Raw genomic sequence first — 18,231 nt, 5'->3', positions numbered from 1 at the left:
TTTGCTTTAAAGCCTGCTTTAAGACCGGGGGGGGAGCGGCCTCGCAACCGGGCCGCTCCGTCACATGATCGACGGTCTTACTGCGGCGCCATGCGGATGGCGCCGTCCAGGCGGATGACGTCGCCGTTCAGCATCTCGTTCTCCAGGATGTGCTGGACGAGGCGGGCGTACTCCTCCGGCTTGCCGAAGCGCTTGGGGAAGGGGACCGTCGCGGCGAGGCTGTCCTGCACCTCCTGCGGCATGTTCAGCAGCATCGGCGTGCCGATCAGGCCGGGGGCCACCGTCATCACGCGGATGCCGTGGCGGGCGAGGTCGCGGGCGGCGCAGATGGTCAGGGCGACGATGCCTCCCTTCGACGCGGCATAGGCGGCCTGCCCGATCTGCCCCTCATAGGCGGCGACGGAGGCGGTGTTGACGATCACGCCGCGCTCGCCGCTGTCCAGCGGGTCCAGCTTCGCCATGTCGGCCGCGGCCAGCCGCAGGATGTTGAAGCTGCCGATCAGGTTGACCTCGATCACCGAGCGGAAATTCTCCAGCGGCATCGGACCGTCGCGGCCGACGATTCGCTGGGCCGGGGCGATGCCGGCGCAATTCACCGCGATGCGGGCCGGGCCATGGGCGGAGCGCGCCTGATCGATCGCCCGCTCGGCGGAGGCGCCGTCGGTGACGTCGCAGACCAGACCCAGCCCGCCGATCTCGTGCGCGGTCTTCAGAACCGCGTCCTCGTTGACGTCCAGCACGGTCACCTTGGCGCCGAGACCGGCCAGATGACGCGCCGTCGCCGCCCCCATGCCCGAGGCGCCGCCGGTGACGATGGCGGACAGACCCTGGATGTTCATGGCATCTCCTCCTTAATTGCGACCGGTCCGCGCATGGCGCCGGTCTTGTGTCCAACAGGATGCGATCGCACTTGTTGTTTACCAGATGGCTCGGTTACCAGATGGTCGACCAACCATACCACACCGTATGGTGGGAGGCATCATGCCGACGATGGCGCCGTCTGCCGTTTCCGAAAGGGTTTCAGCATCCATGACAGCATCGTCCGTCTCTCCGTTCCTTGGCACCGGCACCGCACTGACGGTTCCCGATCCCGATCGGGTCGAGCGCGACGAACGGCTGGTCCGCCACCGTTTCTGGCAGAAGCTGCGCGCCAACCTGCACCGCATTCCTTTCCTGGAAGACCTGCTGGCCGCCTATTTCTGCGCGACCGATCCGGCGACGCCCTACCGGGCGAAGGCGATCCTGCTGGGGGCGCTGGCCTATTTCGTGCTGCCGGTGGATGCGGTGCCCGACTGGCTGCTGATTGCCGGCTTCACTGATGACGCCGCTGTGCTCGCCGCGGCCGTTCAGACGGTGCGCGCCAATCTGACCCCGTCCCATTGGGGGCGGGCGAAGGAGGTCCTGCGCGCCGAAACCGGTGCCGACGACGCGGGGACGGCGACGCGGGAATGACGGGCTAGGCGCGCTGCGCCCGCTCCAGCGCCGTCTTGCGTCCGTCGGCCGCGTCGCGGTGCATGGTGTAGAGGGCGGAGCCGGCAATCACCAGGGCGCCAACCCACCCCCACGCATCCATCGTCTGGCCGAAGGTGATCCAGGCGACGATGGCGGTGAAGGGCAGCCGGGCATAATCGTAGGGCATCATCGCCGAGGATTCGGCCAGCGACAGTGCCTTGGTCATTGCCAACTGTCCCAGCGTCAGCAGGCCGCCGAGCAGCACCAGCCCGCCCAGCACGCTCCAACTCGGCCATGTCCAGACGAACAGCGCCGGCACCAGGGCCATCGGGGTGACCAGCAGGCCCAGGAAGGTGACGATCACCGACGCGCTGTCCCTGCGGCTGAGCAGCCGCATCTGCAAGACGGTGGCGGCGGCGGCGACGCAATGGACGAACAGCGCCAGAAAGGCCAGATCGACCGGCGCCGCACCCGGCCTCAGCACGATCATCACTCCGGCAAAGCCGACGCAGACCGCGGCCCAGCGCCGCGGCCGCACCCGCTCGCGCAGGACCAGCGCAGCTCCGGCCGCGACGAACAGGGGGATGGCGAAGCTGACCGCCGTCGCGGTGGGCAGCGGGATCCGGGAGATCGCGTAGAACCATGCGGTCATGGCGCAGAGCGTGGTCACTGCCCGCGTCACGTAGGGTCCCAACCGCCGTTCCGCCAGAACCGCCCGGCAGGCGGGCGCTCCGGCCGTCAGCGCCCAGGGCAGCATCCACAGCAGGCTGAACAGGTTGCGGAAGAACACGACCTCCAGCGGGTTCATCACCGTCGCGGCCCAATGCACGGCCGTATTGCCGATCCCGAACAGCAGCGCCGACAGCAGCATGTATCCGGCACCGAGCAGAAGCTGGTTGGTCGGTACCCGCATGCGTGGGCCGGCGTCCATGGGGGAGGTGACGGTCACGATCAATCGTCCCTGACAAGCCGTTTGCATATGATCCGGTCCAGCGCGTCGTTTGCGCAGTTAGCGCAAACATCGAGCCGTTCGGAATACCGGCAGCCGGCGCGGAGGCAGCGATGATCCTCTGGAGAAAATCGCAGGGACGCAAGTAAAATGTCGGGAAGAAACGCGGCATACTCCCTTATGCCGTGTGTGAGTCCGCCTGGTATGAAACCGTTCGGGGCGGGTCTGATCGGGCTGGTTCGGCGGATCAGGTCCCAGCTCAGCGGATCGAGTCGTTGTGCAGCACCATCTCGGTCGCCAGACGGGCGGCGCACAGGTCGGCCAGGGCGGTGCCGACCGCCTTGAACAGGGTGATCTGGTCGTAGAAGCGCCGGCCGGCCCGTTCGCCGCAGCTCAGTTCGAACAGGTCGCCGGCGATATCGTCGGGGTTCAGCGTGCCGGAAGACACCGGCTGGGCGATGTCGCCGGCCGCGGCCGGCGTGCGGTCACGGCTGTCGACGAAGACGCGGGCGCGGCGGATGCAGTCGTCGTCGGCCTCGCGCATGTCCGGCGTCACGCCGCCCAGCAAGTCCAGATGCTGGCCGGGCTGCAGCCAGTCGCCGCGGATCAGCGGCTCGCGCGCCGTGGTGGCGCAGGCGACGATGTCGGCGCCGCGCACGGCCCCTTCTAGGTCGGCGGTCGCCTCGATGCGGAATTTCGGCCGATGGAAGCGGGCGGCGAGCTTGCGCGCTTTCTGCGGATCCCGTCCCCAGACCAGCACATGGCGGATCGGCCGCACAGCGGTGTAAGCCTCCACCAGTTCCAGGGCGAGCGGGCCGGTGCCGACCACCAGCATCCGCTCCGCATCCGGCCGCGCCAGATAGGAGGCGGCGAGCGCCGAGGATGCCGCGCCGCTGCGCCGGCCGAGCGTGGCGGAGGAGTCCATCAGCACCTGCGGCATGCCGGTCTTGCCGTCGACCAGCAGATAGACGCCCTGGGTCTGCGGCAGGTCGCTGCCGGCATTGTCGGGAAAGACGCTGTCGATCCGCACCCCGATCGCCTGATTGACCTCCCAGGCGGGGGCGATCAGCAGTGCGGCGTCACCGGTGCCGTAGGTCTCGACGCGGTGCCGATGGGCCGGCGGGGACTCCACGCCGGCGCGGAAGGTCTGCCGCAGGCGCTCGATCAGCATGCGGTGGTGCAGAACGGATCGAAGCTCGGCGCCGCTGACGGTGCGCATGGAACCCCCTTCCGCCGACCGGCATCCTGTCCCACCCCCGGACTGTACAAGCGCGGGGAGGAGGAGCCCTGCGACTGGCGACGCTCAGTGGACGGTCGGCGCGTTGTTCTCGGCGGCCGGGACCGGCAGGGCGGAGCCGGGCAGAGTGCCGGAGACCGGTCCGGAAACCGGGCGGGTGCTCTCGGCCAGACGCTTTTCGGCGGCGGCGGCGCGGGCCTGCGCCTCCTTCAGTTCACGCTCCAGATACAGGACGCGGTTGCCCTCGCGGCGGGCGCGGCGGCGATGGCGGCGCTGGCTGTTCCAGACGACGAAGCCGCCGGCCAGGAAGCCCAGCACCAGCGCCACCAGCGTGGCCAGATAGACCGGAGTGGCGAGCGTGAAGGGTAGCGGCCACAGCGACAGCGTCACGATCCCGCGGTTGGAGATCGCGAACAGGATCGCGACGAGGGCCACGGGAATGGTGACGATCCAGGAAATATGGCGCAAGGCGAAGGTTCCTTGAGAGATACGGCAGGGAGAATGGCCGGGCCGGCGCTCACTCCGTGTTCAGACGCTCGCGAAGCTGCTTGCCGGTCTTGAAGAAAGGAATGCATTTCTCGCCGACGTCAACCGATTCTCCGGTCCGGGGGTTGCGACCCGTGCGCGCGTCCCGTTTCTTGATGGAGAAGGCGCCGAAGCCGCGCAGTTCCACCCGGTCGCCGCGTGCCAGCGCTTCGGTGATCTCGTCGAAGATGGTGCCGACGATCTTCTCGATGTCGCGCTGGTACAGGTGCGGGTTCCGCTCCGCCAGCCGTTGGATCAGTTCCGACTTGGTCATGATCGTTGACGTTCCCCCATTCGATGCGGGCGCTTATGGTCGGGCCGCGCCGCGCTTGGACAGCAGCGTGCCACCGGCCGCATGAGGCGTCAAGCCCCACCCGCCGTGCTAAGCCGTTACGACACAATCGTTTTTCCGGACGGTGGAAGTGGATTGCCGCCTGATTTCCCCAAACCGGCCAAAGGGTCGCGCGGCAATCTCCGGCATGGATCGTGACGGAAATTTGAAAGCAATCAACGGCTTCGCGAAAGAAAACCCGGTGCGGGCTCAGGCGCCTCCCAGCCGCGTCCCCTCCAAGATCGCACCCTCCAGCACCGCCGACGAGCGGTCGCAGCCGGTCAGGTCGGCCAGGGTCAGGTCGCTGCCCTTCAGGTTGGTCTGCATCAGCGAGGCACCGGCAAGCCGCGCCCGCACCAGCGACGCACGCATCACCTTGGCCCCGGCGCTGACCAGCAGCATGCCGAGATTGGCGCCGTCCAGCCGGCTGTCGATCAGGATGGCGCGGTCCAGCTTCACCCCGCGCAGGTCGGCGCGGCTGAGATCGGCGGAGCGCAGATCGGCGCCGTCGAACTGGGCGGCCTGAAGTTGGGCGCCGTTCAGCCGGGCATGGCGCAGCCGGGCGCCGCTGCCCTTGGCCAGCGTCAGGATCTTGCCCGTCAGGTCGGCCCCCTCCAGGTTCAGCCCGGTCAGGTCGAGCTGGCAGCCCTGCTTGCCGCTGGTGCCCAGCCAGATCATGTGCTGGCGCAGCATGCTGTCCAGCTGATCGACCGGCAGGGCCGGCAACTCGTCGGCCGTCGTCTCCTCGGGTTCGGGCTCGGGTGCCGGAGCCGGGGGCGGTGTCTGCCGGGCAGCAACGGCCTGCTCGTCGGTGCGGATCGCCTGTTCCAGCCCGTCCTGATCCAGGCTGGCCCCGTCGAGGATGGCGCCGCGCAGGTCGGAACCGTTGAGGTCGGCGCCGCGCAGGTCGGCGCCGGAGAAGTTGGCGTCGCGCAGGTCGGTGCGGTCGAGCCGAGCACCGGCCAGCCGGGTGTTGGTGAAATCGGCCGCCCGCGCGAAGCTGCCCGACAGCTTGGCCCGCGCCATGTCGGCGTTGGTCAGCCGGGCCGACGCCATGTCGGCCGGACCGGGGTCGAAGCCCACCACCTTCAGTTCGCCGGCGCTGTTGCGGTTGACCATGCTGCCGTCGCGCAGGTCGACCTCCACCATGGTGGCGCCGTCCAGCCGGGCGCCGCGCACGTTGGCGCCGCGCATGTCGGTGCGGAACAGCCGCGCTTCCGACAGGTCGGCCCCGCGCAGGTCGGCGCCATAAAGGTCGGCATGGTCCAGCACCGCGCCGCGCAGGTCGGCGTCACGCAGGATGGCGCCGGCCAGATGGGCGCCAGTCAGGTTGCGGCCGGCCAGCGACAGGCCGGACAGGTCGAAGAAGGGCAGGTTGGCGCGGGCGCCGTTCGGGCGTCCCTCGGCGAATCGGACATGGCGCTCGCACACGCGGTCGAGCTGGTCCTGGGTCAGGCGGATGCGGGATTTGCCGTCTTGCGCCATGGCCGGTCACGCGAACAGGGCGTCGATGTCGGCCTGGGAGATCCCGCCGCCACCGTCGCCGCCGGCCGGGGCGGCGGGCGGCGGAGGGGGCGGCGGGGCCGGCTTCGCGACGGGGGGCGGAGGGGGAGGCGGAGGAGGAGGGGAGGGCGCCACGTCGGCGGGCAGCGGTTCCGCCCGTTCCGCCACCTCCGGCACGCTGTCGAACAGCGCGTCGATGGCGTCCTGGCTGACCTCCGGCCCGCCCAGCTGCGGACCGTTCAGCAGATGGGCGTCGGGGCGGGTGTCGCCCAGCTTGCGGTGCGAGGCCACCTCGCCATGGTGCTGCTCGGGGGCGACGGCCAGCCGCTCGACGCCCCAGATTTCGATCATCGTGTTCACGCGCTCTTCTATGTAGCGCAACGTGTTGACGACCTTGGTGGTGCGCTGGCCGGTGATGTCCTGGAAGGAGCAGGCGGTCATGATCTCGATGCACCACGCCTCGATCGCGTCGATCCGTTCGGCCAGATCGGCGTCGTCGCGCGGGATCGACATGGTGATTTCCTGGATCTTCTCCGTCGCGTTCAGGATGTCGGTGGTGGCGCGTTCGGTGGCGGCGACGATCTCGTCCAACTCGCCGGTCGCCGCCTCGATGCGGTTGGACCCGGTGTCGGTCGCCTTCAGGGCCGCGATGTCACTGCGCGCCTCGCGCACCACCTGGGTGATGGCGGTCAGCTCCTGCTGGATGCGCGGGTCCTCGCCGGGGACGAAGGACGTGAAGGCGCTGGACGAGGTGCCGCTCAGCCGGTCGACCTGACCTTCCAGCCTGTCGACCAGCCGGTGGAACTCGTCGGAGGCGACGACACGGCTGCGCCGGTCGCGCATGCGCAGGAAGGCCCGCCCCCGCGCCGTCTGCGACAGGGCCTCTTCCATCTGCAGATACTCTTGCTCGGTCAGTTCGAGCAGTGACCCGCCGCTCATAGCGCTCAACCCGTTTTCGACAGCCGCGCCTCCCCGGCATGTCCGGGGGCTGCGCCGACCCTGTCCTATACCACCCAATTTCTTTACCGGGAGTTTCCGCCGTCGCCGCGCTATCATCGCCGCAACGGGGCGGACAGAGGGTGGATAACCTTGAACCGCCTTCCTTTTTGCCCCAAATCAGCCCGATCCAGCGACGATCTCGACAAGAAATTCCCAGCAAGAAAGGATTAAGGCCATGAAGAGGGCGGTGCGTCCGGTGGTGTTTGCTGCGGCGGTCGGACTGGCGGCGGTGACCGGCGGCGCGCTGGTCGCCCCGGCCGACTCGGCGCTGGGCCGGCTCGGTTCCGCCATCGGCCTCGGCGCCTCGCCCGCGGCGGCGGCACTGCCTCTGGGCGCGGTCGGCGGCGGCACCATCGCCCCGATGCTGGAGCAGGTGACGCCGGCCGTCGTGAACATCTCGGTGCTGAGCCAGGCGCCCCAGGCGGAAAACCCGCTGCTGCGCGACCCCTTCTTCCGCCGCTTCTTCAACCTGCCGGACCAAATGCCGCAGTCCCGTCCGCAGGTCAGCGCCGGGTCGGGCGTGATCGTCGACGCCCGCAACGGCTATGTCGTCACCAACAACCATGTGGTGGAGAACGCGCAGGAGATCGCCGTCACCCTGAAGGACCGCCGCCGCCTGCGCGCCAAGCTGATCGGCCGCGACGCCGCCACCGACATCGCCCTGCTGCAGATCAAGGCGGAGGGGCTGACCGCGCTGCCGCTCGGCGACTCGGACCGCTCACAGGTCGGCGACTTCGTCGTCGCCATCGGCAACCCGTTCGGGCTGGGGCAGACGGTGACCTCCGGCATCGTCTCGGCGCTCGGCCGCAGCGGGCTGAAGATCGAGGGGTACGAGGATTTCATCCAGACCGACGCCTCGATCAACCCCGGCAATTCCGGCGGCGCGCTGGTCAATTTTCAGGGCGAGCTGATCGGCATCAACACCGCCATCATCGGCCCGGCCGGCGGCTCGGTCGGCATCGGCTTCGCCGTGCCGGTCAGCATCGTGCGGTCGGTGATGGAACAGCTGCGCGAGTATGGCGAGGTGCGGCGCGGCCGGTTGGGCGTGGCCATCCAGGACCTGACGCCCGACCTTGCGGAAAGCATGAGCCTGAAGGGCGACGAAGGCGCGCTGATCGCCAAGATCGAACGCGGCTCGCCGGCCGACAGCGGCGGCTTGCGCAGCGGCGACGTGGTGATCGCGGTCGACGGCCGGCCGGTGCGCAGCGCCACCGATTTCCGCAACCGCATCGGTCTTCTGCGCGTCGGCACGCCGGTGCAGTTGACGGTGATGCGCGAGGGCGGGCAAAAGTCCGTCACCGTCCGCACCGCCCGCTGACCATTAAGGAGCCACCCCGTACCGGCATGATGCGTTCCAACCCACCCCGCCGCCCGGCAGCCCCGCCGGCGCCCACGCCCGGCCGCAGCGCGGCCCAGAGGCAGCGCGAGATCGCGACGCTGCTGATGCGGCTCGACGCCATGCTGAAGCAGTCGGCGGAACTGGCGCAGACGGCGCGCGAGCGGGTGTCGGTCGGTGGGCTTGCCCGCTATCGCCGCTTCAGCCGGCGGGTGCGCGACTTCTTCGCGCTGGCCGCCCTGACGCAGGAGCGGCTGGACGCGGCACCGGAGGAGATGGAGGATCTGATCGATCCCATGACCACCGCGCTGGAGCGTCTGCACGCCCGCATGGTGGTCCAGTTCGTGGAGGGCAGCGCCGGCTTCTTCGCCAGCTTCGCGCGGGTGAAGGCGCTGCCCATCGGCACCCACGAGATGTGCGGAGTGGAACTGCGCGGCGTGCTGGAGATCCGCAAGTTCCTCGACGATCCGCTCTATGAGGGGGAGCGGGGACAGGCGCTGCGCGCCGAGGCCGACCGCATCGCCGCCCTGATCCGCCGCGTGATGGATCGTATTCCGCCGCTGCCCGATTTCGGCGACGAACCCAGCATCGGCCCGCGCGGCACGCTGAACAGTCCGTTGAAGGGGCCCAATGCCCATATGCCGCCCGGCCGCGCCGTCGCCCGACCGGCTGCGGCACGGCCGGCCAACATGCCGCCGCCCGCTCCACCGGCGCCGAACCCCAGCACCGAAGTCCGTTCGCTGAGCCTCGACCAGTTCGAGGACGACGAGGAGGAATAGGAAGGGAAGGGGGCCGGATCGACGGTCCTGCCCCCATTTTCCCTAACGGCCCCTTTTTAACGGCGGTGCTTGCCCTCATCCGCCGTCAATGCGCCGACCGCGGCGCCGGCGGCACCGCCCAGCAGGCCGCCATAGATCGCGCTGCCGCCGGTCACGGCGCCGATGGCCGCACCGCCCGCCGCACCGATGGCGCCGCCGGTCAGCGCGCGGTTCTCGCGATGATTCAGGTTCGAACAGCCGCCGAGCAGGGTCGCGCCGATCAGCAGCGCCGTCGCCCCGGTGGTGAATGTCCGCGTGGTGGTCTTCATCGGTCTCATCCTTCAAGCATAGGCACGGCAACATGAGGAACCGCCGCCGATGCCGCATCGTCGGGCAAGGCTGGACGGTCAAGCTTATGTTTGGTGCGCGCCGCCGTCCGGTGCTGTGACCATTTCGAGGTATCCGCACTATCCGGCCGGAGCATTCCCCTTCCTTTGGCGTTCCAAAGTCACGGAAGATGGCGATGAAGTTCAGGTGTCCGGGGCCGCCAAAGTATGCGAGCCTTAATTCCATTTATTTTTTATGGTTATCTAATCGTTTAGCAGGACTGCATCAATTGTGTGCCAGTCATTACAAAGAGACGCAAATTTCACGATGAAAAATCATTGTGGATTGTCTAGTACGTCCTTTCGGCTCCGAAACATGAGCATTTGGGACACAGAGATCGGCTGTAGGCGTGGGTGCATGGACACTCCGCAGCAAAAGGCCGGCACAGGGAAGACCAGAGATGACGATCAGCGACAGGGACTTGAACAGGGGCGGACCAGCTCGCCTGCCATCCGCAACGCCGCCCGATGCACAAATGGGGCGTATCATCGAAATGGCGTTCACCGGTTTGTGGGTGATCCGGCGGCAGGGCGCCTTGGCGGAAGTCGGCGGGCGGCTCTCTTGGCCCGATCGCGCTTCGTTGGAACGCGCGGCGGCGGAAGCCGGCATCCCGCTGTCCGGCGACATCATCCACACCGGCCGACTCAATGCCGACCATCGATAGGAGACAGTCCACTCTCCTTCCGGGGGATGGGAAAGCGACGAACGGACAGTTGCGCAGGTGACAGGCTTCTTCCAATATCCGATGGATCGTCGGCCGTCAGAACTGGACGTTCCGCAATCTCCGCTTCATTGGGGCCTATGGAAGACATCGACCGCCAAAGAACGCTTGCCTATTTCGAAAGGCTGGGAAAAGAGCGGGTTCGACTCTACACCGCCATCGATTGCGAGCGTTATCTCGGTGACTGGCAGGTCCGTGAATTGGCCGACCAGTGGCTTGACGCCAAGAATGCGGAAGACAGGCCGCGCTTGCTGGGCCGGCCGTTGTGGCGGCGGCTGTTGGCCGACCGCCGTCCCTGACCGTTCTTCCCTTCAACCCTGCTTCGGAATTGGCTCCGGCCGTCCGGTCACCCGTCGGGCCGGCGTGACGTCGAAGGCGTAGAGGGCGGCGATGCCCCCTCCGTCCGGCCGGATGGTGTGATAGGCCCTCCCGTCGATCCGCATAAAACCTACCCCTCCTTGCCGCTTCAAGCTCCGCCCCAGCCCTACCAATGCGGGATGACTTTGTCGGCACCCCACAATAGGTGGTGGCCGCTGCCGCTTCAACACGGGTAGCGTTCGGCGGAACCGTCACCCGCCGGGCGGTGTTACCGTTTCCGGCTAAGCAAGAAGTGGCCGTATCCCCACATGGTTTCCGAAACGATGCCGTTGCGCGCGCTGCGTTCCCATTCCTCCCCGCTCTACCGGCTGCCCGGTTCGGCGCTGGTCCTGATTGCCTGCACCGCCGCGGTTCTGCTGACCATCGGGCTGTCGGCGGTCTTCGCCTGGCGTGACCGCGACGAGGCGGTCCGGCAGGCGACCGGCGTCGCCGGCAACATCGGACTGCTGGCGGCGGAGCATGCCGCCCGGCTGATCGAGTCGGGGGACCTGCTGCTGACCCAGACGGCGACGCTGGCCGGTCCGGCCGGGACGCCGCTGCCCGACGATGCGGCGACGCGCGACCGCATGGCCCTGCTGGCGGCCAGCGCCCCCCATGTGGTCGGGCTGGAGATCCGCGACCCGTCGGGTGCGCTGCGGCTGTCGAGCCTGCCCGAGGCGGCGCCGGGCGGCGCCCGGCCGGCATTGAAGCCGGACGGCATGGCCATCGGTATCGGGCGGATGGGCGGGCAGATGGGCGGGGGGTCGGGCGGACGGTCGGTCATCACCCTGGCGCGCCCCCTGCCGGGTGCGGCAGGCGGCGCGCCGCGGGGCTGGGCGGTTGCCGGACTGGACGCGCGGGCCTTCCGCGACGTCTACCGCTCGCTCGACGTCGGCTATGGCCACAGCATCGCCATCCTGCAGCCTGACGGCACTCCGCTGCTGCGCGAGCCGGAGGGCGGCGGCATCATAGGCGGCAATGCGGGAGACGACACCGCCAGCCATGCCGACGACATCGTCATCACCCGCCCGGTGGGCGACACCGGCCTGTCGGCCACGGTGACCATCGCCACCGGCAGTGTTCTGCGCCGCTGGAGCGAGCGGCTGTGGATCTACGCCGCCTTCGCCGCTGCGGCTTGCGCCACGGTCGCGGTGATCGGCGCCCTCGCCATCCAGCGCGCCCGGCGCGAGCGCGAAGCCGAGGACGCCCTGCAGCACGCCTACGACACGCTGGAGGAGCATGTCCACCAGCGCACTGCCCAGCTGGAGCGCGCCAACGCCCAGCTGGAGGCGGCGGTGACCGACAAGGAGGTCCTGCTGAAGGAGGTTCAGCATCGGGTGAAGAACAACCTGCAGGTCATCTGCAGCCTGCTGCGCCTGCAGGCGGCCCGTATCGACGAGCAGGCCCGCCGCGGCTTCGACGAGAGCCTGCGCCGCATCCAGACCATGAGCCTGCTGCACGAGCTGCTCCACCGCTCCGACGAGCCGGCGCACATCAACTTCGCCGACGCGCTGCGCCAGATGTGCGACGGGCTGGTCCGCTCCGACAATCCGACCGCCGCCCGGCTGGAGTTGGAGGCGCAGGACTGGATCGTCGACGCCGACCGCGCCACGCCGCTGGCCATCGCCACCAGCGAGCTGGTGTCGAACGCGCTGCTGCACGCTTTTCCGCACGGGCATCCCGGCACCGTCCGTGTGATGCTGGAGCGTGATGAGGCCGGCATGCGGCTGATCGTGCGCGACGACGGCGTCGGGCTGCCCGCCGGCATGCCGAGCCAGCACAAGCGTCCCGGCCGCGGCGGTTCCAGCAGCGGCCTCGGCCTGAATCTGGTGCATGCGCTGTCTCACCAGGCCGGCGCCACGCTGAAGATCGAGCGTGACGGCGGCACCATCTTCACCCTGACCATTCCCGAGCAGCCGGCCCGCCAGCGCGCCAAGACGGCGGCCTGAGGAAACACCCGCCTGAAATGGAAAGGGCCTCCCCATCCTGCCGGACGGGGAGGCCCTGAACCTCAGTCGTGAACCACCGTGCGACGGTGCCCGCGACTACTCCAGCATGCTGCGCAGCATCCAGGCGGTCTTGTCGTGGATTTGCAGGCGCTGGGTCAGCAGGTCGGCGGTCGGCTCGTCGCTGCCCTGTTCGGCCAGCGGGAAGACGCTGCGGATGGTGCGGGCGGTGGCCTCGTGGCCTTCGACCAGCTGGCGGATCATGTCATTCGCCTTGGGAACGCCCGCCTCTTCCTTGATCGAGGCCAGCTGCGCGAACTGCGAGAAGCTGCCCGGCGCCGGATAGCCCAGGGCGCGGATGCGCTCCGCGATCTCGTCCAGCGCGGTCCACAGCTCCGTGTACTGGGTCATGAACATGGTGTGGAGCGTGTTGAACATCGGCCCGGTGACGTTCCAGTGGAACGAATGGGTCTTGATGTAGAGCGCGAAGGTGTCGGCCAGAACCTTGTTCAGCCCTTCGGCGATGGATTTGCGGTCTGCGTCCGAGATCCCGATGTCGATCTTCATTCTTCGATCCTTCTTGTTGGGTCCTGCATTATACCCCGGCATTGGCGCAGCCGTCGGCGGCCGCCGCCCCGCGGTCCCGGGACAACAGCTTGGGCGCAGGCGGATCGTTTCAAGTCTGATGCGACCAAACTTCGCGCCCCATCGTCGAGGATGGGTGATGCGACTCCGGCCAGTTCCCCCTCAACCCGCACGCAGCCGGCCGATGAAGTGCGTCACCTCGCGGTTCAGCGTCGATGCCTGACCGTCCAGCAGTTCGGCGGCGCGCAGGACCTCGCCGGCGGCGGTGCCGGTCTCCCCGGCGCTGGTCGACACCGTCGCGATGGTCTGCGAGACCTCGGCGGTGCCGGCGGCGGCCTCCTGCACGTTGCGGGTGATCTCCTCCGTCGCGGCGGCCTGCTGTTCCATGGCGCCGGCGATGGAGCCGACGATCTCGTCGATGCCGACCACCGTCTCGCCCACCCCCTTGATGGCGGCGACGGCGGCCCCGGTCACCTGCTGCATGGAGGTGATCTGGGTGCCAATCTCCTCGGTCGCCTTGGCGGTCTGGGTGGCGAGGCTCTTCACCTCGCTCGCCACCACGGCGAAGCCCTTGCCCGCCTCGCCCGCCCGCGCCGCCTCGATGGTCGCGTTCAGCGCCAGCAGGTTGGTCTGGGCGGCGATGGAGTTGATGAGGCCGACGATCTCGCCGATGCGGTTGGCGGCGTCGGACAGGCCGACGACATGGGCGTTGGTCTCCTCCACCGCCCGCACGGCGCCGCGCACCATGTCGAAGGAGCGGCGGACCTGACCGCCGATCTCGGCGATGGAGGCCGACATCTCCTCCGTCGCGGCGGCAGCCGTCTGGACGCTGCTCCCCGCCTGGGCGCTGGCGGCGGCGACGGTGGCGGCCTGCCGGTTGGCGCTGTTGGCGCGTTCCAGCATGCCGGCGGCGTTGCTGCGCACCTGATGGGCGCCGGCCCCCACCTGCTGCACGACCTCCGCCACGCGGGCCTCGAACAGATCGGCCAACTCCCGGATGGCGCGGTGCTTTTCCGCCTCGGCCTCCGCCTTCTGGCGCTGCTGGTCGGCGGTCAGCCGCTCCACCTCACGCGCGTTGGTCTGGAACACCTCCAGCGCACGGGCCATGGCGCCGATCTCGTTGCGCATCCAGCCGCCCTCGACCGCGGTGTCGAGCTTTCCGGCGGCCAGATCGGCCGTGTTGCTGGACAGTCGCTGCAGCGGCCGGGTGATGGACCGCGCCAGCAGCAGACCGGCCGCCATCATCGCCGCCAGCAGCCCGGCCATCACCAGCGCGAAATTGCGGCGGGCGGAGGCCGCGGCATCGCGGGTGGCCTGGGTGGCGGCTGCGGTGGAGCGGCCGATGGCCTCCTGCGTCTCCATCACCTTGGCGGTCAGGGCAGCGAACTGGTCGTCGGTGTGGGCCATCATCGGGATGCCGATCAGGCGGTCGATGGCCGCCATCTGGTTCATCTCGTCGACCGCCTTGGCATAGGCGCCGATCCGCGCCGACACCTCGTCCAGCATCGCCCGCTCCGCCTCGGCCAGCGGCAAGGCGCGCAGTTCCGCGATGCCGGTGCGCGCCTTGCCCAGGTTGGCGGCGATGGCGTCGCGCATGGCCTGCAGCTTCGCCTCTTCGATGCCGGAGCCGGACAATGCCAGATGCCGCGACACGTCGCTGTGGATGACATAGGCGATGGCGACCAGCCGGTCGACCCGGCCCAGCCGCTCCGCCGCCTCGCGGTGGATGCCGTCCACGGCACCCAGCGCCTGCTCCGACTGGCGGTCGGCCAGCACCAGCGCCGCCACCGTCAGGACGATCCCCATCAGGGGAGCCGCAAAGACCCGGCCCGCCACCGACAGGCCCGACAGACGCGCAAAGACACCGCCGTTCATGCTCACCCCCAACAGCTCTACCGGTCGATCACCGCCCTATGCGGCAGCATTCACTTGTAGATGCCGACATAGGCGACCAGTTCCTGGCCGGGCACGCGCTTCACGTAGGTGATCTTCGGTTCGATCTTGTTGCTGGCCGGGTTCAGCCAGCGATACTCGACCCAGCCCTCGTCCTTCTCCTTGGCGACGGCCAGCACGTCCTGGACGATGAAGCGGCCGTCCGGGTCCTTGACGTTGATGACGCTCTGGCCGACGCCGGCCGGGCGCGGCGGATAGACCTTCCAGATGCCGGCGAAGTCGATGACGTTGACGTAGATCTCGCCGTGCTTGAACGGGCCTTCGGCGTTGAAGGTTTTGGCGGCCTCGTCCAGGCCCTGGGCGGCGATCAGTTCCGCCGCCTTCAGGGTGATCGACTTGGCGTCCTCCTGCGTCGGCTTGGCATCCTGGGCGACGGCGGGGGTGGACAGAGGGACCGTAACGGCAGTCCCGACGGCAATCAGGGCGACCGCCAGCAAACGAAACCACAGGCGCATGTGCTCTTTCCCCAGGGAGTGGGGGGCGGACGGCGGACGCCGGGCGCCCCATCGATTGTTATCCGGCCGTCATCGCCTTGATCGCGCGGCCATTATCACCGGAGGCTACTAGCAGAAGGTTTCATGCATTTGTCCGCCACATTTCGACGCGCTCATATTGCATTGCAACATAGCAATATTACGAATGATTCATCGCATGACGCAGCTGCAGGCGGTATTCCGTTCAGTTTGAACGCCTTAAACGGTGGGCTGGCAATGTCGGAGGCGGGCAAATAGGCCGGGCGCCGTTCGATGCGGCCAATCGACGCATTGGCCGGGCGGCCGCTTCGCGCGTGACGGTTTGCCGCCCCTTTTTTCCATCGACAGCCGCGCCGTTCGGGTGGAGCATCGGAGGTCCGATGCGGGCGCTCCGCCGGCCCCGGACCCGATGCGCGTTTCCGCCACGCGTCCGCCGCCCCCCGATCCGGACGTGCCTGTCTTCTGGAAGTGCCAGTTTTCTGGAAGTGCCAGTTTCAAACGGACTTGTCTGAAGAGCCACACGCGAACGGGCCGCCCCGGCGGCCGGCGCCGGCGGCCCATCTCCGGCCCAGGCTCCGTCCCCGGTCACGACAGCCCGAAGCTTCGACGGGAGGTGTGAATGCCGCATACGCAAATCCGGACGGCGCGCTGCGCGGCGCTGGTCGGCCCCTATCTCGCCGGCAAGACGACGCTGCTGGAAAGCCTGCTGTTCGCCGCCGGGGCCGTCACCCGCAAGGGCAGCGTGCGCGACGGCAATGCCGTGGGCGACAACTCGCCGGAGGCGAAGGCCCGGTCGATGAGCACCGAGCTGAACGTCGCCTCCTTCGATTACCTGGGAGAACGCTGGTCAATCCTGGACTGCCCCGGCTCGGTGGAGCTGACGGGGGAGGCGCAGGCGGCGCTGATGGCCGCCGACATCGCCGTCGTGGTGGCGGAGGCCGCGCCGGAGAAGGCGGTGCTGCTGGCCCCGCTGTTCAAGATGCTGGACGACCACCGCATCCCGCATCTGCTGTTCATCAACAAGATCGACTCGCTGGGCGACCTGCGCGTGCGCGACGTCGTCGCCGCCTATCAGGAGGTCTCGGCCCGCAAGCTGGTGTTGCGCGAGGTGCCGCTGCGCGAGAACGGTCAGATCACCGGGCTGGTCGATCTGGTCAGCGAGCGCGCCTGGCGTTTCAACCCGCACAAGCCGTCCGATCTGGTGGCCCTGCCCGACAGCGCCCGCGACTGGGAGGCGGAGGCGCGGCAGGCGATGCTGGAATCGGCCGCCGATTTCGACGACGGCCTGCTGGAAAAGCTGCTGGAGGACATGGCCCCCGACAGTGCCGAGCTGTACGAAACTCTGGCGCACGAACTGGCCGACGACCTGATCGTCCCCGTCTTCTTCGGATCGGCGGAGAACGACAACGGCATCCGCCGCCTGCTGAAGGCCCTGCGGCACGAGGGACCGGAGGTCGACACCACCGCGGCCCGCATCGACATTCCCGCCAATACGGCGGTGGCGGCGCAGGTGGTGAAGACGATGATGGGCTCCCATGCCGGGAAGCTCAGCCTCGCCCGCGTCTGGCGCGGCACCGTCACCGACGGCATGACCCTGGGTGGCGAGCGGGTGTCCGGCATCTTCCAACTGTTCGGCCGCGACCAGACCAAGGTGCCGCAGGCGGTCGCCGGCGATCTGGTGGCGCTCGGCCGGTTGGAGAAGGCGGCGACCGGCGACCGGCTGACCGAGAAGACCAACCTCGGCCCGCCCGCCGACTGGCCGGCCGCCGCCCCGCCGGTGCATGGTCTGGCGCTGCGCGCCGAGAACCGCAACGACGAGGTGAAGCTGTCCGCCGCCCTGCAGAAGCTGCAGGAGGAGGACCCGTCCCTGACGCTCGACCAGTCGGCCGAGACCGGCGAACTGGTGCTGTGGGGGCAGGGCGACGTCCATCTGAAGCTGGCGATGGACCGGCTGCGCAGCCGCTTCAATGTGGCGGTGAAAGGCCAGCCGCCGCAGGTCCCCTACAAGGAAACGATCCGCAAGGGCACCAGCCACCACGCCCGCTTCAAGCGCCAGACCGGCGGCCACGGCCAGTTCGCCGACATCCATGTCGAGGTCCGGCCGCTGCCGCGCGGGTCGGGCATCCAGTTCGAGGATGCGGTGGTCGGCGGCGCCGTGCCGCGCCAGTATATCCCGGCGGTGGAGGCCGGCGTGCGCGAGGCGGCGGTGCGCGGGCCGCTGGGTTTCCCGGTGGTGGATTTCGCGGTGACGCTGACCGGCGGCCAGTTCCACGCCGTCGACAGCTCCGACATGGCGTTCAAGACGGTGGCGCGGCAGGCGATGGCCGACTCGCTCCCGACCTGCGAGCCGGTGCTGCTGGAACCGATCCTGACCGTCACCATTGCGGTGCCCAGCGCCTTCACGCCCAAGGTGCAGCGTTTGGTCAGCGGCCGGCGCGGCCAGCTTCTGGGTTTCGACGCGCGGCCGGGCTGGCCCGGCTGGGACGAGGTGAAGGCATGCATGCCGCAGGCCGACATGCAGGATTTGATCGTGGAGTTGCGGTCGCTGACCTTCGGCGTCGGCAGCTACAGCGCCGAGTTCGAACGGCTTCAGGAGGTGGTCGGAAAGGCGGCCGACCGTGCCGTCGAAATCCGCCGCGACATGCTGGCGGTACAGTAAACAGAGGAACGCTCCACCGCCCGGTTGGCGGGCGGTGGAGCCGGTCCCTGGATCAGCTGA

General features: G+C 68.8%; 19 protein-coding genes. 7 read left to right on the top strand and 12 right to left on the bottom strand.

What is annotated here, in order from left to right; all coding sequences use genetic code 11:
- Positions 1-77 precede the first annotated feature (77 nt).
- Entirely contained in the window at positions 78-839 is a 762-nt protein-coding gene (locus ACCD06_RS15840) for an SDR family NAD(P)-dependent oxidoreductase (protein ID WP_109076116.1), read from the bottom strand.
- A 190-nt stretch (positions 840-1,029) separates the two neighbouring features.
- Here ACCD06_RS15840 and ACCD06_RS15835 point away from each other — a divergent pair, with 190 nt between their 5' ends.
- The gene (locus ACCD06_RS15835; RefSeq protein ID WP_413341742.1) at positions 1,030-1,452 is read left to right on the top strand and encodes a YkvA family protein; all 423 of its coding nucleotides are present in this window, start codon (positions 1,030-1,032) and stop codon (positions 1,450-1,452) included.
- Positions 1,453-1,456: 4 nt separating this feature from the next.
- Here the strand turns inward: ACCD06_RS15835 and ACCD06_RS15830 are convergent, their stop codons facing one another.
- From ACCD06_RS15830 to ACCD06_RS15805, 6 genes are all read right to left on the bottom strand, one after another.
- Positions 1,457-2,401 (bottom strand): DMT family transporter, encoded by a 945-nt coding sequence (locus tag ACCD06_RS15830; protein WP_413341740.1) that lies wholly within the window; start codon positions 2,399-2,401, stop codon positions 1,457-1,459.
- A gap of 259 nt (positions 2,402-2,660) precedes the next feature.
- Positions 2,661-3,620: an ornithine cyclodeaminase family protein gene (locus tag ACCD06_RS15825; RefSeq protein ID WP_413341738.1), complete on the bottom strand. Its 960-nt coding sequence runs from the start codon at positions 3,618-3,620 to the stop codon at positions 2,661-2,663.
- An 84-nt stretch (positions 3,621-3,704) separates the two neighbouring features.
- Positions 3,705-4,106, bottom strand: coding sequence for a lipopolysaccharide assembly protein LapA domain-containing protein (locus tag ACCD06_RS15820; RefSeq protein WP_109155106.1), 402 nt, complete (start codon positions 4,104-4,106; stop codon positions 3,705-3,707).
- A 49-nt stretch (positions 4,107-4,155) separates the two neighbouring features.
- Positions 4,156-4,437, bottom strand: a complete 282-nt coding sequence (gene ihfB, locus ACCD06_RS15815) for an integration host factor subunit beta (protein WP_085090428.1) — start codon at positions 4,435-4,437, stop codon at positions 4,156-4,158.
- Between the two features lie 267 nt (positions 4,438-4,704).
- On the bottom strand, positions 4,705-5,979 hold the full coding sequence (locus ACCD06_RS15810; RefSeq protein ID WP_413341736.1) for a pentapeptide repeat-containing protein: 1,275 nt from the start codon (positions 5,977-5,979) through the stop codon (positions 4,705-4,707).
- 6 nt (positions 5,980-5,985) lie between these two features.
- On the bottom strand, positions 5,986-6,936 hold the full coding sequence (locus ACCD06_RS15805) for a hypothetical protein (RefSeq protein WP_413341734.1): 951 nt from the start codon (positions 6,934-6,936) through the stop codon (positions 5,986-5,988).
- A gap of 235 nt (positions 6,937-7,171) precedes the next feature.
- On the opposite strand from ACCD06_RS15805, the gene ACCD06_RS15800 reads away from it, so the two are divergent.
- Entirely contained in the window at positions 7,172-8,314 is a 1,143-nt protein-coding gene (locus ACCD06_RS15800) for a Do family serine endopeptidase (protein ID WP_413341732.1), read from the top strand.
- A 26-nt stretch (positions 8,315-8,340) separates the two neighbouring features.
- Positions 8,341-9,111 carry a hypothetical protein gene (locus ACCD06_RS15795; protein WP_109155102.1) on the top strand — a complete coding sequence of 257 codons (771 nt, stop codon included), beginning with the start codon at positions 8,341-8,343 and terminating at the stop codon, positions 9,109-9,111.
- A 56-nt stretch (positions 9,112-9,167) separates the two neighbouring features.
- On the opposite strand, the gene ACCD06_RS15790 is transcribed toward ACCD06_RS15795, so the two are convergent.
- A complete protein-coding gene (locus ACCD06_RS15790) occupies positions 9,168-9,419 on the bottom strand; it encodes a hypothetical protein (RefSeq protein ID WP_109074618.1) in 252 nt (83 codons plus the stop codon).
- Positions 9,420-9,877: 458 nt separating this feature from the next.
- Between ACCD06_RS15790 and ACCD06_RS15785 the strand changes: the two genes are divergently transcribed.
- Together ACCD06_RS15785 and ACCD06_RS15780 are read left to right on the top strand one after the other, a co-directional pair.
- Positions 9,878-10,141, top strand: a complete 264-nt coding sequence (locus tag ACCD06_RS15785; protein WP_109074617.1) for a hypothetical protein — start codon at positions 9,878-9,880, stop codon at positions 10,139-10,141.
- 137 nt (positions 10,142-10,278) lie between these two features.
- Positions 10,279-10,497 carry a hypothetical protein gene (locus ACCD06_RS15780; RefSeq protein WP_109074616.1) on the top strand — a complete coding sequence of 73 codons (219 nt, stop codon included), beginning with the start codon at positions 10,279-10,281 and terminating at the stop codon, positions 10,495-10,497.
- Between the two features lie 12 nt (positions 10,498-10,509).
- Here ACCD06_RS15780 and ACCD06_RS15775 read toward each other — a convergent pair whose 3' ends face one another.
- Positions 10,510-10,641 (bottom strand): hypothetical protein, encoded by a 132-nt coding sequence (locus ACCD06_RS15775; protein ID WP_413341729.1) that lies wholly within the window; start codon positions 10,639-10,641, stop codon positions 10,510-10,512.
- 183 nt (positions 10,642-10,824) lie between these two features.
- On the opposite strand from ACCD06_RS15775, the gene ACCD06_RS15770 reads away from it, so the two are divergent.
- Entirely contained in the window at positions 10,825-12,504 is a 1,680-nt protein-coding gene (locus tag ACCD06_RS15770; RefSeq protein WP_413341727.1) for a sensor histidine kinase, read from the top strand.
- 96 nt (positions 12,505-12,600) lie between these two features.
- On the opposite strand, the gene ACCD06_RS15765 is transcribed toward ACCD06_RS15770, so the two are convergent.
- The 3 genes from ACCD06_RS15765 to ACCD06_RS15755 all read right to left on the bottom strand — a co-directional run bounded on the left by ACCD06_RS15765 (position 12,601) and on the right by ACCD06_RS15755 (position 15,494).
- Positions 12,601-13,068 (bottom strand): Dps family protein, encoded by a 468-nt coding sequence (locus tag ACCD06_RS15765; protein WP_413341725.1) that lies wholly within the window; start codon positions 13,066-13,068, stop codon positions 12,601-12,603.
- 180 nt (positions 13,069-13,248) lie between these two features.
- Positions 13,249-14,961: a methyl-accepting chemotaxis protein gene (locus ACCD06_RS15760; RefSeq protein ID WP_413341723.1), complete on the bottom strand. Its 1,713-nt coding sequence runs from the start codon at positions 14,959-14,961 to the stop codon at positions 13,249-13,251.
- 50 nt (positions 14,962-15,011) lie between these two features.
- Complete coding sequence (locus ACCD06_RS15755) at positions 15,012-15,494, bottom strand: cache domain-containing protein (RefSeq protein WP_413341721.1); 483 nt, start codon at positions 15,492-15,494, stop codon at positions 15,012-15,014.
- Positions 15,495-16,131: 637 nt separating this feature from the next.
- On the opposite strand from ACCD06_RS15755, the gene ACCD06_RS15750 reads away from it, so the two are divergent.
- Positions 16,132-18,171 carry an elongation factor G gene (locus tag ACCD06_RS15750; protein ID WP_413341719.1) on the top strand — a complete coding sequence of 680 codons (2,040 nt, stop codon included), beginning with the start codon at positions 16,132-16,134 and terminating at the stop codon, positions 18,169-18,171.
- The last annotated feature ends 60 nt before the right edge of the window (positions 18,172-18,231 follow it).

Source organism: Azospirillum sp. CT11-132, assembly GCF_047302835.1.
Lineage (GTDB): Bacteria > Pseudomonadota > Alphaproteobacteria > Azospirillales > Azospirillaceae > Azospirillum.
This window is presented reverse-complemented; position numbering and strand designations above follow the sequence as displayed.

Coding starts and splice junctions, on each gene's coding strand:
- ACCD06_RS15840 (WP_109076116.1), bottom strand. CDS start 839: ATGAACATCCAGGGTCTGTCCGCCATCGTCACCGGCGGCGCCTCGGGC.
- ACCD06_RS15835 (WP_413341742.1), top strand. CDS start 1,030: ATGACAGCATCGTCCGTCTCTCCGTTCCTTGGCACCGGCACCGCACTG.
- ACCD06_RS15825 (WP_413341738.1), bottom strand. CDS start 3,620: ATGCGCACCGTCAGCGGCGCCGAGCTTCGATCCGTTCTGCACCACCGC.
- ihfB (WP_085090428.1), bottom strand. CDS start 4,437: ATGACCAAGTCGGAACTGATCCAACGGCTGGCGGAGCGGAACCCGCAC.
- ACCD06_RS15810 (WP_413341736.1), bottom strand. CDS start 5,979: ATGGCGCAAGACGGCAAATCCCGCATCCGCCTGACCCAGGACCAGCTC.
- ACCD06_RS15805 (WP_413341734.1), bottom strand. CDS start 6,936: ATGAGCGGCGGGTCACTGCTCGAACTGACCGAGCAAGAGTATCTGCAG.
- ACCD06_RS15800 (WP_413341732.1), top strand. CDS start 7,172: ATGAAGAGGGCGGTGCGTCCGGTGGTGTTTGCTGCGGCGGTCGGACTG.
- ACCD06_RS15795 (WP_109155102.1), top strand. CDS start 8,341: ATGATGCGTTCCAACCCACCCCGCCGCCCGGCAGCCCCGCCGGCGCCC.
- ACCD06_RS15790 (WP_109074618.1), bottom strand. CDS start 9,419: ATGAAGACCACCACGCGGACATTCACCACCGGGGCGACGGCGCTGCTG.
- ACCD06_RS15785 (WP_109074617.1), top strand. CDS start 9,878: ATGACGATCAGCGACAGGGACTTGAACAGGGGCGGACCAGCTCGCCTG.
- ACCD06_RS15780 (WP_109074616.1), top strand. CDS start 10,279: ATGGAAGACATCGACCGCCAAAGAACGCTTGCCTATTTCGAAAGGCTG.
- ACCD06_RS15775 (WP_413341729.1), bottom strand. CDS start 10,641: ATGCGGATCGACGGGAGGGCCTATCACACCATCCGGCCGGACGGAGGG.
- ACCD06_RS15770 (WP_413341727.1), top strand. CDS start 10,825: ATGGTTTCCGAAACGATGCCGTTGCGCGCGCTGCGTTCCCATTCCTCC.
- ACCD06_RS15765 (WP_413341725.1), bottom strand. CDS start 13,068: ATGAAGATCGACATCGGGATCTCGGACGCAGACCGCAAATCCATCGCC.
- ACCD06_RS15760 (WP_413341723.1), bottom strand. CDS start 14,961: ATGAACGGCGGTGTCTTTGCGCGTCTGTCGGGCCTGTCGGTGGCGGGC.
- ACCD06_RS15755 (WP_413341721.1), bottom strand. CDS start 15,494: ATGCGCCTGTGGTTTCGTTTGCTGGCGGTCGCCCTGATTGCCGTCGGG.
- ACCD06_RS15750 (WP_413341719.1), top strand. CDS start 16,132: ATGCCGCATACGCAAATCCGGACGGCGCGCTGCGCGGCGCTGGTCGGC.